The following is a 14065-nucleotide window of genomic DNA, read 5'->3' as shown; positions in this document are numbered from 1 at the left end:
AAGTAACATCAGAAGTAGATGAGATGGCTAAAGCCATAGTTGAAGATGTTAGGAAGAATAAATTTTAAAAAACTTCTTATTTAGGGTTTTAAATAAACTCAAATTTGTTTAATGAAAAACTACTCAGGCAATTTGCTTGAGTAGTTTGAAATATATATTTTATAAGAAAATAGCTAAAATTTTTAGTTATTTAAGCTATTTTTAAATGATTGCTAACTATAATACGATTTCTTTTAAGTGTTCCGGATTAGCTCAGCGGTAGAGTAGGTGACTGTTAATCACTTGGTCGCTGGTTCGAACCCAGCATCCGGAGCCATTCTTGTTTAAAAATCCTTTTAAAAACCTGATTTTAACGATATTTTAAAAACTTTAAGTTTTCTTATTTTTTGCATTCCCTCTTTATTTCCCATCAGGTCTATTTAATCTTCTAAAATTCTTCTATTTTGCTCTAATGTGTTTTTATGCATGTTATTTTTTGTTTTAAAGAGTTACAGATAAAAAACATAAAATGTTTTTACTCTAATTCACTACAAATTACCCTAAAGAGCTATATTTTATAAAGAATTTCTAAAAATACCTCATTCTGTGATGAAAAAATATCCCAATTAGTATAATTAGTAGTAAAAGTAAAAAGGATATTTATGCTTGATAGTAATGAATTTTTAAATACAGTACTACAAAGTCTAGAAAGACAGTTTCCATCTGTGCAAGCTCTAGATCGGAAGCAAACAGCCAAGGCGATTGGAATCGGACTTTCAACATTAGACTTACGCATTAAAGATGGCAGGAATTTGCCTAGATATATAAAAATAGGTGATGCTAAAAATTCAAGGATAGTTTTCCCTTACTTTCAATAGCTGAGTTTTTAACAAATCAAAGGCAAAAGGTTCTATGATGAAGCAAAATAAGAGAAATAGGCTCACTATAAGACTTGATGATAATGAACTTAATCAAGTGAATCTAAATGCTTCAATATTTGGGCTAAATAAGTCATCCTATATAAGATACGTTTTAATAAACGCTAAGCCACCTATTCATAAATTTGATAAGGCAATGATAATTCAGGTAGCAAAAATAGGCAATAACATAAACCAAATTGCAAAGCATGTAAATATAGATAAAGTCATAGATTGTGTTGTTTTAAAGCAAATAATTGATGTCAATAAAAAATTAGACGACTTAATGCTATAAAAGCAAAGTCCAAGAAGTTAAGCATGTTAGTAAAATTCTGTAAAACTAAAAACGGCGGTAGTGTTGCTGGCATCAACTATCTTTTAAATCATCGGGTGAAAGACAAGACGGCGTTTGTTTTGAAAGGTAGCGAAGTGATTACTAGGTAAATAGTATCCAATATGACCAAAAAACAAAAATTGTGTATCGGTTTTTTGAGTTTTGAAGAAGCTGATATTGCTTTAGATATTAAACAAAAGATTATAATGGTTAGATCATCTGTTTATTTGTAAATTTCACTTTTTATAAGCTCTTTGTGCCCTAACAATAATCGAGCGGATCAAGATCACTATACTCTTTTCATAGTCTATAGTAGTCAAAACACCCAAGCTCTTTTAACGCTAGCCTTAGCTTCTTTCGCTCAAGATGCTCATATCTAAAGCTTATCGCATGTATTAAGATCTCTCTTATAAATTTTTTATCATTGCTAAATTTTTGTGCCGAACTTTTTAAAGTTGCTATGACATTTTTTATAAACACACCTTTATAATAAGCCACACTTAAGGCCTGAAACAGCATTATCTTTGCCTTGTCGATAACTCCATTTTCATAAAAAATTTCTGCTATTTTTATGCATATTAGCGTGTCTTTTTCGAAGTAGATCTCACTATCCCAAAGTCCAAATTCGTCTGATATCTTATCTAAACATATATTTTCTTCTACGCTACAGCCATTATAAGTGTCAAACTCGGCATCAGATCTTAAAAACCACTCAAATTTTATCTTTGCATTTTTGCAGATGACGTAAGTTTGCCAGCTTCTCATAGAGGCTCTTATAGCGTAGCTATGTAGTTTATGTTCGAGTTTTACGAAGTAGCATTTGCTTTTTAGCGGGATTATCTTCACTACTTCGCTTTTTGAAATTTGGTCTGCGATCTCTTTGTAGTATGAGAGCGGTTTTTATCTCTCTTTTGATATATCTTTCTGCCTCATTGGCCACAACGAAAAATTCTTCTTTTGTTGTGGAGGCTTTTATAAGTTTTTTGAAAACCTCGCGAGCCCATTTGTGAAAGCCTATATGTGAGAAAAGATCGTCCTCTAGTTCATATACTCGCCCAAATATCTCAGCGCTTTTGTTCTTTTGCATGAGCTTAAATACAGCAGCAGCACCGGCTATGCCGTTTTCAGGCCTACCACACATCATGCGGTATATCCATCTTGTGCAGACAAAGCATTGATTTGTCGAGTCATTTAGTAAGTGACCTAGCATATCCTTTGCTTGCTTCTCTTTACCAGCTTCAAATAACTCTTTTATCTGTTTGATCTTCTTCATCGCCACTCCTTTTTGGGATGAATTCTAAAGTAAAAAACGGACAAAATTTATTCCTATTTTGTTGGTATGATCCTGCAAAAGGACGTTAAAATAAAGATCTTTTTGACGATATAGAGTAGATAAAGGAGGAATGTAATGGAAAATGAAACAAACTATATTTTAAGTGCTGGCGATATGCTAAGTTGTCAAAAATATCAAATTCCAGACTATCAGCGCCCATATGTGTGGAGTGAGGATTTAGCCTTGGGGCTATTTTCAAGCATTAAGAGGTCATTTGAGAATGGAATCTCTGATGAAATTTTATTAGGACATATTATATTGCATGTAGAAGCAGACGCCATCAATATAGTTGATGGACAACAGCGTATAACTACGCTGGCCCTTATTTTAAAAGCTTTAGGCGATAATGATGTGCTTTTTTTAAATAATAAACTAAATATCTTATCGCACAAGGCTTTGAAAAGAAATTTTGAGCTTTTAAAATTAGAATGGGCTGATACAAAAGATAAAGAAAGACTCGTAAAATATATAAAAGAAAAGGTTAAATTTACGTTCGTAAAAACTGAAGACTTAGACGAAGCATTTTTGTATTTTGATACGCACAATACTAGCGGCAGAGCCCTTAGTGAAACAGATCTGCTCAAAAATCACCACCTAATGTTTATGGATGAGACAAAATCAAAGCAATTAATGCTTCACTACACTAAAAAATGGAATGAGTACTCTTTATGCGGGGTTAATACCTCTTGGTTTTTGAGGGAGAATTTGATATTTCGCACACTACGAACTGCACTAACCATAAGAAGTATAAAAACTAATGCATATTATCCACATATAGTATTTGGTTATTATGGAGCAGATGAAGAGTGGTATAGGATAAATTATTCTATTTTTCAAGAATTTAAAAACCATTTCGATGAAAAAATAAAAATTTACAAAAGCAATATATCGATAGTAGATGATGTGCTTGGTGGCGCAAATTTTTTTGAATACGTTTTTAAGTATTGCGATATCTTAAAATATATTGAAAGTAGTTTTATATTTTTTAATGGAGATTTTACAGGATGTAGTTACCTAAATCATGCTTGCCACGTGGTTTTACTGTGTGTAGCTGATAAATTCGGTATTGAAGCATTGGATGAAATTTCAGATTTAGTACTTTTCAATGTCTTAATAGTAGTTTGTAAACATGATAGGATTGATCCGAATAACTATATGCTATCAAATTTGACCAACCGACTCCTGCAGCTCATAGACACATCAAGTGTATTAGAAACTTTAAAAATAAAGATAGAAAAAGAGTTAAAATCTAATGTTGATACAGTATATATCTCGCCTGAAAAACTAAAAAAATTAAAAAATAAGGATAAATATACAGAAAATTATATAAAAAGTTGCTCGTTTGGTATTATAAAATTGAAAGGAAAAGAAGATGGAAGCAATAAAAAATAATATAGGCAGTTTAAAAAAGCTTAAATTTGAAATACCTTTTTACCAAAGGGCATATTCTTGGGAAAAACAAGATATTGAAAAGTTAATAAATGACATAAATGCTAGAAGCAAACACTATCTTGGCAATATCGTATTTAAAAAAAATAATGATAAATTTATAATTATAGACGGGCAGCAGAGGCTAACTACCATTTATATTATTTTTATGGATCTAAGAGAAAAACCGTTTGAGTTAGATTATGAAATAGACAGTGGTGACGGCGAAAAACTAAAAAACTTTGATATCAACGAACATAGATATATTAACCAGCAAATTTTAGATGCTATTAATTTTGTAAAAGATAACAAGACTTTATGTGAAATTTCTTTTAAAGAAAAAATAAACTCAGCTATTTTTACAATGACTATTATCCCAGAAAATATCAAAGCTACTGAGTATTTTGAACTAGTTAACACAAAAAGCATCCAGCTTGAAAATCATCAAGTTTTAAAGGCTAGATTTTTAAGTAAAATTCAAGATAACTATACAGACGTAGCAAGAAAATGGGATATGATCTCAAATATGGATGAAAAGTATAAGGATCAAGTAAAAAACAACAATAAAGATATACAATGCGGGGAGCTAGAAACTATAAATGTGCTTTTAAACAAAACCTACAAAGAAGAGCAAAAAGCACAAACTAAAACAAATTCTGTTGCAAAAAGCTTGGTAAAATTTCCGGTATTTTTACTTCTAGCTTTAAAGGTCTTTGTTGCTAAAAAAGAACTCAAAATAGACATTATCATAAACAAAGATAAACTTTTAGGTGAATTTGATAAGGTTTTTAAGGAAGAAACCAATATATACTCTGAATTTATTAAGTTCCTAGAAGATATGCGTAATAAATTCGATGAATTTGTCTATAGAGATGACGATATGAAAGACAAAAAGCTACTAAATTTACAAAGGATGTTTTACTATACCAGTGAATATGATAAGCCAGAATTTATTGCTGCACTACTAGCCTTCTTAGATAAAAGCTCGCTAGGAGAGTATAATGAGGAAAATGCAAAAAAAGTTACTAAATTTCTTGAGCAATTAGACAACGAACTGGTAAAAAGTGCTCTAAGAAATAACGGATCTCGTAAAATAGTAGAAACAATAAATAACGTTATAGAAAAAATTTATAAAAACGAAAACATAGAAACACAAATGCTTGAAAAAATAGACTCAAGTTTTTTGGATAATGGGACAGCGGTACCACACTATTGGTTCTATAGGCTAGAGTATCTCCTTTGGCAAGATTTTGAAGATTTAAATGTTTGTGGTATTTGTGCAAACAATATAAAAACAGTATTTCCTAAATTTAATAGAGACGAATACCTAATCAAATCCCAAGACACAGCAGAGCATATGTGGGCAACAAATCTACAAGAAAATAACAAAGCACTAGATGATTTTGGAAATTTGGCCTTAATAAGAAAGGATTTTAACTCTAGTTTAAGCGATTATGATTTTGGTGAGAAGCTAAAAAGGATAAAAGAAAATCCAAACTCAAGTATAAAAATGTTGATATTTTACACACTTCAACAAGGCTATAACATTGAAAGAATAAAAGACCTTGGCGTAAAAATGAAACAAATTCTTTTTCAAGGCATAACCAATGGCACTATCTAAATCCCTCTACATCCGTGGTCTTCAGTGTGAAAAGAGCTTGTGGCTTAAAAAGAAAAAGCCTGAGGTTTTGCAAGTTCCAGATGATGGCGCGCAGGCTGTGTTTGACACTGGCACATCAGTAGGCGAGCTAGCCTGTGAGCTTTTTAGCGGTGGCAAGAGGATAGAGTATACTGGCGACTTTGGCTCGCAGATAGCAAAAACGAAAGAGCTTATCGAGCACGGCACAAAGGTCATCTACGAGGCCACTTTTTGCTTTGACGGCATTCTCGTGATGGTTGATATCCTTCGTATCGGCAAGGACGGGCTTATCATCAACGAAGTAAAGAGCTCAACCTCGGTAAAAGAGGTCTATATCGATGATACAAGCATTCAGTACTACGTCATTAGCTCGCTTGGCTACAAGGTGAGTGCCGTAAATATCATCCACATAGATAATAGCTACGTAAGAGGCAAGAAGCTCGAGCTTGAGAAGTTTTTTCACACCGAAGACGTGACTGAGCAAGTAAAGCAAAAACAAGCAGATATCCCTCAAATTTTAAGTAAATTTGACGAAATTCTTAGCAAAGACACTGAGCCAGAGATTGATATCGGAGTTCAGTGCGCTAACCCATATCTCTGCGACGCTTGGGAATACTGCTGGCGCGAGCAGCGAGGCATACCAGAGTATAGCGTCTTTAACATATCTAGGTTAAGAAGTGATAAGAAATTTGAGCTTTATAAAAGTGGTGTGGTTAAATTTGAAGATATCAAAGAGCTGGATAAATTTAACGCCTCTCAGCAGATACAAATCCGCTCCGAACTATCCAAAGAGCAGATCATAGACAAAGAGGCTATCAAAGAATTTCTAGACACACTTAGCTATCCGATCTACCACCTTGACTTTGAGACATTTCAGCAAGCCGTGCCCGAGTTTATAGGGCTTAGTCCGTATGAGCAGATACCTTTTCAGTTTTCTATCCACAAGGATGATGGCAAGGGAAATTTGGAGCATTTTGAGTTTTTAGCAGAGGTCGAGGCTGATCCTAGATATGAGCTGGCGCTAAATTTGATCAAATTTATCCCGAAAGATGCCTGCGTATTAGCCTATAATATGAGTTTTGAAAAAAGGGTGATAAGACGTCTTGCTGAAATTTATCCGCAAATTTCAAACGAGCTTATGGCAATACACGATAACATAAAAGACCTGATGGCGCCATTTGCTAGCAAAAGCTACTACCACCCAAAAATGCAGGGCAGCTACTCTATAAAATACGTCCTACCAGCGCTCGTGCCTGAATTTGAGTCGGCATATAAGGATCTAAATTTGATCCACCATGGTGGCGAAGCGATGCAGGCCTATGAGGCTATGGCGTATATGCCAGCCAAGGAGCGCGATGCCTATAAAAAGGCACTTTTAGCATACTGCAAGCTAGATACTCTAGCTATGGTTAAGGTTTTAGAAAAACTGCGCGAAGTGGTAAAATAGACAAAAAAGTGTCCGCTTCGCTGGCTATAATGCTTTAAAAATTAAAGGAGAAAAATATGGATATAGAAAAATTTGAATCTATACTAAAGCAAATCAAAGTCCTAAATGACAAGCTAGAGATCAAAAAGCTACGCGGCAATAACGACTATAACTTATTTTGAGCACTTCTTGATATAAACGACGAGGTGCGATTACACTCACGATTTATCTACTCATTGCTTGATCCAAATTCATTGCACTACCAAAAAGAGTTATTTTTGGAACTTTTTATAAAGGCGTGTGGGCTAGAGAATTTTGGACTAAATTTACAAACTGCAAAAGTCTATAAAGAATACAAAAATATCGACATTTACATCACAGACGGCACAAAACATATCATCCTAGAAAATAAAATAAATGCCGGCGATCAAGAAGCCCAAATAAAAAGGTATATAGAAAACATTCAAGAAGAAAATAACGGTGAGGCTGATATTTGCGTGTTGTTTTTATCTAAGCAAGGGCGAGAACCTAGTGACTATAGTTTAAGTGAGCTAAAGATCGAAGGCTACAAAATTTTAGATATAAGCAGTAATGAAATAGCTAAATTTAGGGCTATTTCATACAAGAAATAAATAGTGGAGTGGCTTGATTTGTGTCTTGATGAGGCTGGAAATTTGGCAAATTTAGCTGCTGTGATATCACAATATAAAAATGTCATTGAAAAAATTTATGGAATTTACAAAGGAGTACAAATGGATCAAGAAAAAATAAGCGAGATAATACTAGAAAAGGAAAACTATAAAATAGTTAGCGAAATAGTAAACAGCGCTTTTGATAAGGCCAGAGAAAAAGTTATTAACAATTTTTTTGTCAGTGCATCAAAGATTATAAAGGATAAGCTTGATGGTTATTGGGAGGTTAGTATAACTAAAGCAGATTCTAAAAAATATTTTAAACCAATTAGAATTTATAAAAAAAGTCACTGTGCCACTGGAGAAGATTTGTGTTTTTGCATAGAATTTCAAAAACAAAATTTTACGGAAGCTTGGGCTGGTTTTCAATGTATTATAAAAAAAGAGGATGTTGATATATTAAAACAGTATATTGCTAACTGTAATCCCAAATATTGTAATGAGTGGTGGGCGACTGGACAATACTTAAGTGTTGGTAATGGTGACTTCGTAAAAGCTATAGTGCTAGATGATTATTCCGCAGAAAAATTCGCAGATGAAATGGTAAAAATGATAAAAGATTTTGAAGGCATGGCTAATCAAATAGATGTCCTTAAAAAAGAAAAAAAATATAAATTTAAGTGTCAAAAATGAAAACAGTTAATCAAGAAACAATACTTTGCGCAAAAGAGATCATCAAAAACGCAGACGCCATAGTCATCACAGCAGGTGCTGGCATGGGTGTGGATAGTGGATTGCCTGATTTTCGTGGGGATCAAGGCTTTTGGAAGGCATATCCGCCGCTAAAAGATAAGGATCTAGGCTTTACTGATATAGCAAATCCTCAGTGGTTTTTTGATGATCCAAAGCTAGCTTGGGCATTTTACGGCCACAGACTAAAGCTTTACAACAAAACTGAGCCTCACGCTGGTTTTGCCATGCTTAGAGAGCTTTGCGCACAGAAAAACGAAAACTACTTCATTTGCACTTCAAACGTCGATGGACACTTTGCCAAGGCTGGCTTTAGCAAGGATAAAATTTACGAAGTTCATGGCTCGATCCACCACGCCCAGTGTATCCACAACGACGATGGGATAATATGGCCTATGCGCGAGAGTAGTGTAGAGGTTGATGAGGCTAAATTTATCGCTACAAAGATGCCAGTTTGCCCTGAGTGTGGCTGCGTGAGCCGTCCAAATATCATGATGTTTTACGATCACGAGTTTAATCCAAAAAGGACCTGGGCGCAGCGCAAAAGATATGAAGCGTGGCTAAGTGAAAATGAAAACTCAAAAATAGCCATAATAGAAATAGGCGCAGGCCTAGCGGTGCCAACCATCAGAAAGCATGGCGAGGCGCTAGTAAAACGCTCTAAAAAGGCAACCCTTATCCGTATCAACCCAAAAGATAGCGACCTAAACCCACAGCTTGGTATCAGCCTAAAGCTAGGCGGCCTAGAAGCGCTAAATCAAATTTTATAGCAGGAGAGAAAATGGAGCACACCAGCATCTTTGAAACTTGGTATAAAAATGACAGTGGTGAGTCAAAGCACATGGCTATATTTAGGGCAAGGCATGACATATATGCGCTTAGTCAAAGCATATCTGATAAGCTCTTGGCGCTTCTTGAAAACGCAAAGGGCACCGAGATAAATTTTAAAATTTCTAAAGATATGCCACTTGATGCCGTGATCAAGCTTTGCTTGGAGCAGATAAGAGATACGCTTTGCGAAGAGTGTAAATTTAATGTGATCATCACTGATGATCTAGCTTATGTCGATGAGCGGATCATTGATATGAAAGCGACTATAAAATATTAAAAAAATAGACGATGTAGATATCAAATTCTAAAAGGAGAGAGGATGGAGATAAAGTCACGAAAAGAGGACTTTGAAAAGCTTTTTGCAGATATGAGCAAAGGCTACATGGCGGCAAAGGCGCAGGCAGATAGGCAAAGAGCCATGGGCAAGCATGACTATAATATCTTTACTTTGTTTCATGGTTTTAACGATGAAGTAAATTTGCACTCAAATTTCATAGCTTCGCTACTTGATCCAAATGGTGATCACTACAAGGGTGATCTATTTTTAAAGCTATTTTTAGAGATGTGTGGCATAGATGACTTTAGCATAGATACGAGCAGGGCCACCGTTTTTAAAGAGTTTAAGCATATAGATATCTACATAAGCGATGGCAAAAAGCATATCATCTTAGAAAATAAAGTATATGCAAAAGACCAACCTACGCAGATAGCAAGGTATATTGAAACTATTAAAGGAGAAGGCGCTAAAGAGAGCGACCGTGTTAAAGATGAGGATATATGTGTTTTGTATCTGCATCCAGACGGCAAACTACCAGATAATCAAAGCTTTGGCGACTATCATACTAGACTACTAGGAGAAAATCCGTCTATTAAATTTAAAGTCATTAGCTATGGCAAAGAAATTTTAGAGTGGATAGATAAGTGCAAAAATGAGGTGTCAAATTTAACTGACCTAAATGTATTTTTATCACAATACAAGGACGTGATAGAGATGATTTATGATAGATACAAAAGGATAGATAAGATGGAAACAGCAAATTTGGTAGAAATTTTTAAAGAAAACTATACTGCGGTATCGGAGATAGCAAATAACTATCAAGAGATGAGAAAGAAGATAATATATAGTTTTTTTAGCAATGCAGCAAAAATTCTGAGAGGTGATAGCGAAATCAAAAGCGTATATGATATTAAAACTGAAGAGAACCAAGACTATAGACCTATAATTATCACTAAAAAGAACCCTAAGGATGGTGAAATATGGGAAAAATTTTACTTTACAGTCGAATTTCAAAAATCTCCCTATTCTATGCCATATGTTGGTTTTCGTAGAAAAGAAGATAAAAATACAAATGCTAAAAATTACAAAAAACCTTGTGAAGATCAGTTGAAAAAACAAACAGAATATTTCTTGGCCGTTGATGAGTTATATAAGGATGTTAATATTGATATTTGCAAAAAAATAATAGAAGAAGAATTTAAGCCAGAAACTTTTGTAAAAATGACAAATGCAATCTTAATTAAGCTTAAAGAGCAAAAATTAGAAATGCAAACAAACCAAAACTAATTTTAGTGGCTTTTGCCACTAAAATTTTAAATTTAAGACCAAAATTTTATAAAATAAGACATACAAAAGTCCAAAAAGCCGAGTATCATCTCAAAATAAAAAATGAGATGAGATGAGAAATTTTGACAGACTTGTTACATTTTATCTATTGCGTGCAGTGCTTTATGACGGGCTATTTGACAAAGTAGATGGACGTACAGCTGATAGGGCTATAGAGGGTCTTGGTTATGGCGAGGAGCAGATAAAAGCGATAGGCGGTATGTCAAATTTCTTAAAAGAGCTAAAGAAAAGGCATGATGATATCTTAAAAAATATGCCAAAATTTCCTGCTGTGCTAGATAAAAACCTAAAAATGATTAGCGAAAAGTTAAATTTGGATGAGACGCAAAAGCAAATTTTAGGCTTTTTGATCATCGTATTAAACTCAAGAGCGCTTGAAAACACTATTGGCAAGATCGAAGAAATATACAATAGTGATTTTAATAAAATGATCGCCATTATCTTAAATTTACCGCAACGTGCTGTAAATAATGCACTAAAACATGATGGGAAGTTGATAGGCTCAGGACTACTTGTAATATTGAGCCATGAAGATACTTTTTGTTGCAAATATGGCTTTATAAATGGTGACTTTGCTTTTGAGATATTTGAAAACAAAAACTATTTCAATAAAATTTTCTTAGAAAGCATAGTGCCTTGTGGCAAGGGCGATCTAAAGAGCTGTGACTATGGGCACATAAAGGACGAGCTAGCTCTTACGCTTGAGTATCTAAAAAATGCCATTAGCACAAAAAGACATGGAGTAAATATCTTGCTTTACGGACCTGCTGGCACTGGCAAAAGTGCCTACGCCAAATACATAGCAAAGTCGCTAAACAAGCCACTTGTTCTAAAAAAATCAAGCGATCTAATAAACCAATATATCGGTGAAACAGAAAAAAATATAGCTCAGGCTTTTAAAGATGCTAAAGAAAAAGGCGCTGTGCTTGTTTTTGATGAGGTTGATACCTTTTTGCAAGATAGAAATAATGCGGTTAGAAACTGGGAGATAAGTCAGGTAAATGAGATGCTAGTGCAGATGGAAAACTTTGAGGGCATATTTATCGCTACGACAAATTTGCTTGACAGGCTTGATAGTGCGAGCATCAGGCGCTTTGATATGAAGATAGAATTTGGCTATCTAAAAAGCGAGCAAGCACTTAGCCTTTTTAAAAAAGAGTGTGAAATTTTAGGGCTAAAGGCTAGCAGTAGCGATCTAGAGCTTGTTGGCTCGTTCGCCTTTTTAACGCCTGGAGACTTTGCAGCTGTGCTAAGAGCAAACAAATTTAGCCCACTAGCAGATGCAAACGAATTTGCAAATCGCCTAAACGACGAGATCAGATATAAAAAGATAGAAAACGAAAGAAGGGTTGGGTTTTAAAAATGTGATCTTTAGTTATAAAAATTATAAGTCAAAAGTAATCTAGGTTTATATAAACTTTTAGAAAAATGCTTTAAAACATTTTAAAAGGAGATAATTGTAATGGAAGCAAAAACAACTATTAGAAGAATGTTAAGTGGTAACTTTATTCGTGTGCCAAACTACCAGCGAGCTTATTCATGGGATAAAGATAAGCAAGTTAGGCAATTTTTGATTGATTTAGATGATTATATAGATAGTGGCTCTACTACTCCATATTATTTCGGACATTTTCTTTTTGAGCAAAAAAGTGAAGATTTATACAATATAATTGATGGACAGCAACGTTTAACTACAATTGAAATTTTTCTCTCGTCAGTATTTAAAAGACTGGCAAGTATCAGATCTTTAATAGAAGATGATAAAAAAATAATAGAAGACGATAAAGAAATAAAAGAAGATGTGATAAAAAGAAACAGCAAATATAGATTTTCGACCGTCGAATATGATAATCCGTTTTTTAAGGACTATGTAATTGATCAAAAAGATATTTCAAGAGAAAGTCTAGAAACATTATCAGCTGTTAGAATTATGGAAGCTTTTGATTTTTTTGAAAATAAATTAAAATCAAAAGATGAAGTAAGTTGCAGACAATATATAAATTGTGTAATAAATTCAGCTTGCACAACACACATTGTAAACGAAGAGGCTGAAGCTATACAAATGTTTATATTTCAAAATAATAGAGGAAAAGACCCTACAAAACTTGAGATTGTAAAAGCGCAATTCATGTATGAAATTTGGATTTCAAATATCAACCAAGAAGAAAAATCAGAAAAAATTAAAGAGCTTCAAGAGCGATTTGAACATATTTATAAGTCTATATCGGTTATTGAAAATAATATTAGCGAAGATGATGTTTTGCTATATGCTCTACGGGTTTCTTTTAATACACTTGATATTGATGTCTCTATGGAAAAAATTGAAAAAGAGCTTAAAGATAAGAACAATGCTATAAATTTTATAATGAATTTTACACTTGAATTAAAAAATAGTTTTGATAGTCTAAAATTATTTTTTAAAAATAGGAAAATTTATGAGATCTATTCTTTAGCGCTTTTAGCAGAAACACAAGTAATGCCATTTGTAATAAAATCATATAAATATAGGATATCAGATGAAGATAAAGCAAGGTTGTTTGCTGAGTTAGAATCGCTTGTTATAAGACATAGAATAATTAGAACAAGAGCTCACCTTGAAGATAGAATTAAAAAGGTTTATGAAAAATTTACGGAAGAAAATAAAGATGTATATCAAATTATTGATCGTATTAGATGGCTAAAAAAGAAACAAATAATAATGATTTGTGGTGGTATTATTATTGGTCTGATGCAAAATTTAAGGAGGCATTGCAAGGAGCCCTAGATCATAAAATAGCAAAACATATTCTTTGGAAATATGAAAATTATCTAATATCACAAGAAAAACAAGGCTACGGATTTATGCAAATGGAGCAGATCGCAAGCCCTGAATTAGAGCATATTGCGCCACAAACTCCTTCAGACGGAACTCCTGTTGCCAGAGGATATTGTGAATACGATGAAGAATTTAAAAATATGTATTTAGACTGCATTGGTAACTATCTTTTGATCTCAAAATCCCATAATTGCTCAATCGGAAATGTTTCATTTGCGGACAAACTAAGCTCTTATAACGTTTTAGCTCAACAAAGAGAGATAAAGGAAATAGCAAAAGATAAGTGGGATAAGGATGCCATCAAAAAACGTCACGATAAAATAGTGAAATTTGTGGTAGAAAAAATATAGATATACG

General features: G+C 33.7%; 15 protein-coding genes and 1 tRNA gene. 14 read left to right on the top strand and 2 right to left on the bottom strand.

The features are described from left to right. Nucleotides 1–241: 241 nt before the first annotated feature. The 3 genes from UNSWCS_RS06450 to UNSWCS_RS11690 all read left to right on the top strand — a co-directional run bounded on the left by UNSWCS_RS06450 (nucleotide 242) and on the right by UNSWCS_RS11690 (nucleotide 1191). A tRNA-Asn gene (locus tag UNSWCS_RS06450) sits at nucleotides 242–316 on the top strand. A gap of 325 nt (nucleotides 317–641) precedes the next feature. Further along, nucleotides 642–857 (top strand): helix-turn-helix transcriptional regulator, encoded by a 216-nt coding sequence (locus UNSWCS_RS06445; RefSeq protein WP_035143648.1) that lies wholly within the window; start codon nucleotides 642–644, stop codon nucleotides 855–857. 37 nt (nucleotides 858–894) lie between these two features. Continuing rightward, nucleotides 895–1191 (top strand): plasmid mobilization protein, encoded by a 297-nt coding sequence (locus UNSWCS_RS11690; RefSeq protein ID WP_080655751.1) that lies wholly within the window; start codon nucleotides 895–897, stop codon nucleotides 1189–1191. Between the two features lie 339 nt (nucleotides 1192–1530). Here UNSWCS_RS11690 and UNSWCS_RS06435 read toward each other — a convergent pair whose 3' ends face one another. Both UNSWCS_RS06435 and UNSWCS_RS06430 read right to left on the bottom strand, forming a co-directional pair. Then, complete coding sequence (locus tag UNSWCS_RS06435) at nucleotides 1531–2076, bottom strand: hypothetical protein (RefSeq protein WP_155242306.1); 546 nt, start codon at nucleotides 2074–2076, stop codon at nucleotides 1531–1533. Then, the gene (locus UNSWCS_RS06430) at nucleotides 2024–2503 is read right to left on the bottom strand and encodes a hypothetical protein (protein ID WP_021087820.1); all 480 of its coding nucleotides are present in this window, start codon (nucleotides 2501–2503) and stop codon (nucleotides 2024–2026) included. Before UNSWCS_RS06430 ends, UNSWCS_RS06435 begins: the two co-directional genes overlap by 53 nt. A 135-nt stretch (nucleotides 2504–2638) precedes the next feature. Between UNSWCS_RS06430 and UNSWCS_RS06425 the strand changes: the two genes are divergently transcribed. The 11 genes from UNSWCS_RS06425 (at nucleotide 2639) to UNSWCS_RS12360 (ending at nucleotide 14058) form a co-directional block, all read left to right on the top strand. Then, complete coding sequence (locus UNSWCS_RS06425; RefSeq protein WP_021087809.1) at nucleotides 2639–3955, top strand: DUF262 domain-containing protein; 1317 nt, start codon at nucleotides 2639–2641, stop codon at nucleotides 3953–3955. Beyond that, a complete protein-coding gene (locus UNSWCS_RS06420) occupies nucleotides 3936–5612 on the top strand; it encodes a DUF262 domain-containing protein (protein WP_021087817.1) in 1677 nt (558 codons plus the stop codon). The genes UNSWCS_RS06425 and UNSWCS_RS06420 overlap by 20 nt, the downstream gene beginning before the upstream one ends. Continuing rightward, a complete protein-coding gene (locus UNSWCS_RS06415; RefSeq protein WP_021087806.1) occupies nucleotides 5599–7077 on the top strand; it encodes a DUF2779 domain-containing protein in 1479 nt (492 codons plus the stop codon). Before UNSWCS_RS06420 ends, UNSWCS_RS06415 begins: the two co-directional genes overlap by 14 nt. Before the next feature lie 173 nt (nucleotides 7078–7250). After that, entirely contained in the window at nucleotides 7251–7688 is a 438-nt protein-coding gene (locus UNSWCS_RS06410) for a PD-(D/E)XK nuclease family protein (RefSeq protein ID WP_080655750.1), read from the top strand. A 3-nt stretch (nucleotides 7689–7691) separates the two neighbouring features. Next, nucleotides 7692–8381 (top strand): hypothetical protein, encoded by a 690-nt coding sequence (locus tag UNSWCS_RS06405; RefSeq protein ID WP_155242304.1) that lies wholly within the window; start codon nucleotides 7692–7694, stop codon nucleotides 8379–8381. Next, nucleotides 8378–9208, top strand: a complete 831-nt coding sequence (locus tag UNSWCS_RS06400; RefSeq protein WP_021087804.1) for an SIR2 family NAD-dependent protein deacylase — start codon at nucleotides 8378–8380, stop codon at nucleotides 9206–9208. The genes UNSWCS_RS06405 and UNSWCS_RS06400 overlap by 4 nt, the downstream gene beginning before the upstream one ends. Nucleotides 9209–9219: 11 nt before the next feature. Beyond that, the gene (locus tag UNSWCS_RS06395; RefSeq protein WP_021087818.1) at nucleotides 9220–9546 is read left to right on the top strand and encodes a hypothetical protein; all 327 of its coding nucleotides are present in this window, start codon (nucleotides 9220–9222) and stop codon (nucleotides 9544–9546) included. Between the two features lie 42 nt (nucleotides 9547–9588). After that, a complete protein-coding gene (locus tag UNSWCS_RS06390; RefSeq protein WP_021087830.1) occupies nucleotides 9589–10833 on the top strand; it encodes a PD-(D/E)XK nuclease family protein in 1245 nt (414 codons plus the stop codon). Nucleotides 10834–10945: 112 nt separating this feature from the next. Next, on the top strand, nucleotides 10946–12253 hold the full coding sequence (locus tag UNSWCS_RS06385; RefSeq protein WP_021087822.1) for an ATP-binding protein: 1308 nt from the start codon (nucleotides 10946–10948) through the stop codon (nucleotides 12251–12253). A gap of 102 nt (nucleotides 12254–12355) precedes the next feature. Beyond that, a complete protein-coding gene (locus UNSWCS_RS06380) occupies nucleotides 12356–13657 on the top strand; it encodes a DUF262 domain-containing protein (RefSeq protein WP_021087814.1) in 1302 nt (433 codons plus the stop codon). Next, nucleotides 13642–14058, top strand: coding sequence for an HNH endonuclease family protein (locus UNSWCS_RS12360; protein WP_051267832.1), 417 nt, complete (start codon nucleotides 13642–13644; stop codon nucleotides 14056–14058). The genes UNSWCS_RS06380 and UNSWCS_RS12360 overlap by 16 nt, the downstream gene beginning before the upstream one ends. The last annotated feature ends 7 nt before the right edge of the window (nucleotides 14059–14065 follow it).

Origin of the sequence: Campylobacter concisus UNSWCS (assembly GCF_000466685.1) — a bacterium.
GTDB lineage: Bacteria > Campylobacterota > Campylobacteria > Campylobacterales > Campylobacteraceae > Campylobacter_A > Campylobacter_A concisus_A.
This window is presented reverse-complemented; position numbering and strand designations above follow the sequence as displayed.

Excerpts from the sequence above, each read along its gene's own strand:
- UNSWCS_RS06445 (WP_035143648.1), top strand. The coding sequence starts at position 642 with ATGCTTGATAGTAATGAATTTTTAAATACAGTACTACAAAGTCTAGAA.
- UNSWCS_RS11690 (WP_080655751.1), top strand. The coding sequence starts at position 895 with ATGAAGCAAAATAAGAGAAATAGGCTCACTATAAGACTTGATGATAAT.
- UNSWCS_RS06430 (WP_021087820.1), bottom strand. The coding sequence starts at position 2,503 with ATGAAGAAGATCAAACAGATAAAAGAGTTATTTGAAGCTGGTAAAGAG.
- UNSWCS_RS06425 (WP_021087809.1), top strand. The coding sequence starts at position 2,639 with ATGGAAAATGAAACAAACTATATTTTAAGTGCTGGCGATATGCTAAGT.
- UNSWCS_RS06420 (WP_021087817.1), top strand. The coding sequence starts at position 3,936 with ATGGAAGCAATAAAAAATAATATAGGCAGTTTAAAAAAGCTTAAATTT.
- UNSWCS_RS06415 (WP_021087806.1), top strand. The coding sequence starts at position 5,599 with ATGGCACTATCTAAATCCCTCTACATCCGTGGTCTTCAGTGTGAAAAG.
- UNSWCS_RS06400 (WP_021087804.1), top strand. The coding sequence starts at position 8,378 with ATGAAAACAGTTAATCAAGAAACAATACTTTGCGCAAAAGAGATCATC.
- UNSWCS_RS06395 (WP_021087818.1), top strand. The coding sequence starts at position 9,220 with ATGGAGCACACCAGCATCTTTGAAACTTGGTATAAAAATGACAGTGGT.
- UNSWCS_RS06390 (WP_021087830.1), top strand. The coding sequence starts at position 9,589 with ATGGAGATAAAGTCACGAAAAGAGGACTTTGAAAAGCTTTTTGCAGAT.
- UNSWCS_RS06385 (WP_021087822.1), top strand. The coding sequence starts at position 10,946 with ATGAGAAATTTTGACAGACTTGTTACATTTTATCTATTGCGTGCAGTG.
- UNSWCS_RS06380 (WP_021087814.1), top strand. The coding sequence starts at position 12,356 with ATGGAAGCAAAAACAACTATTAGAAGAATGTTAAGTGGTAACTTTATT.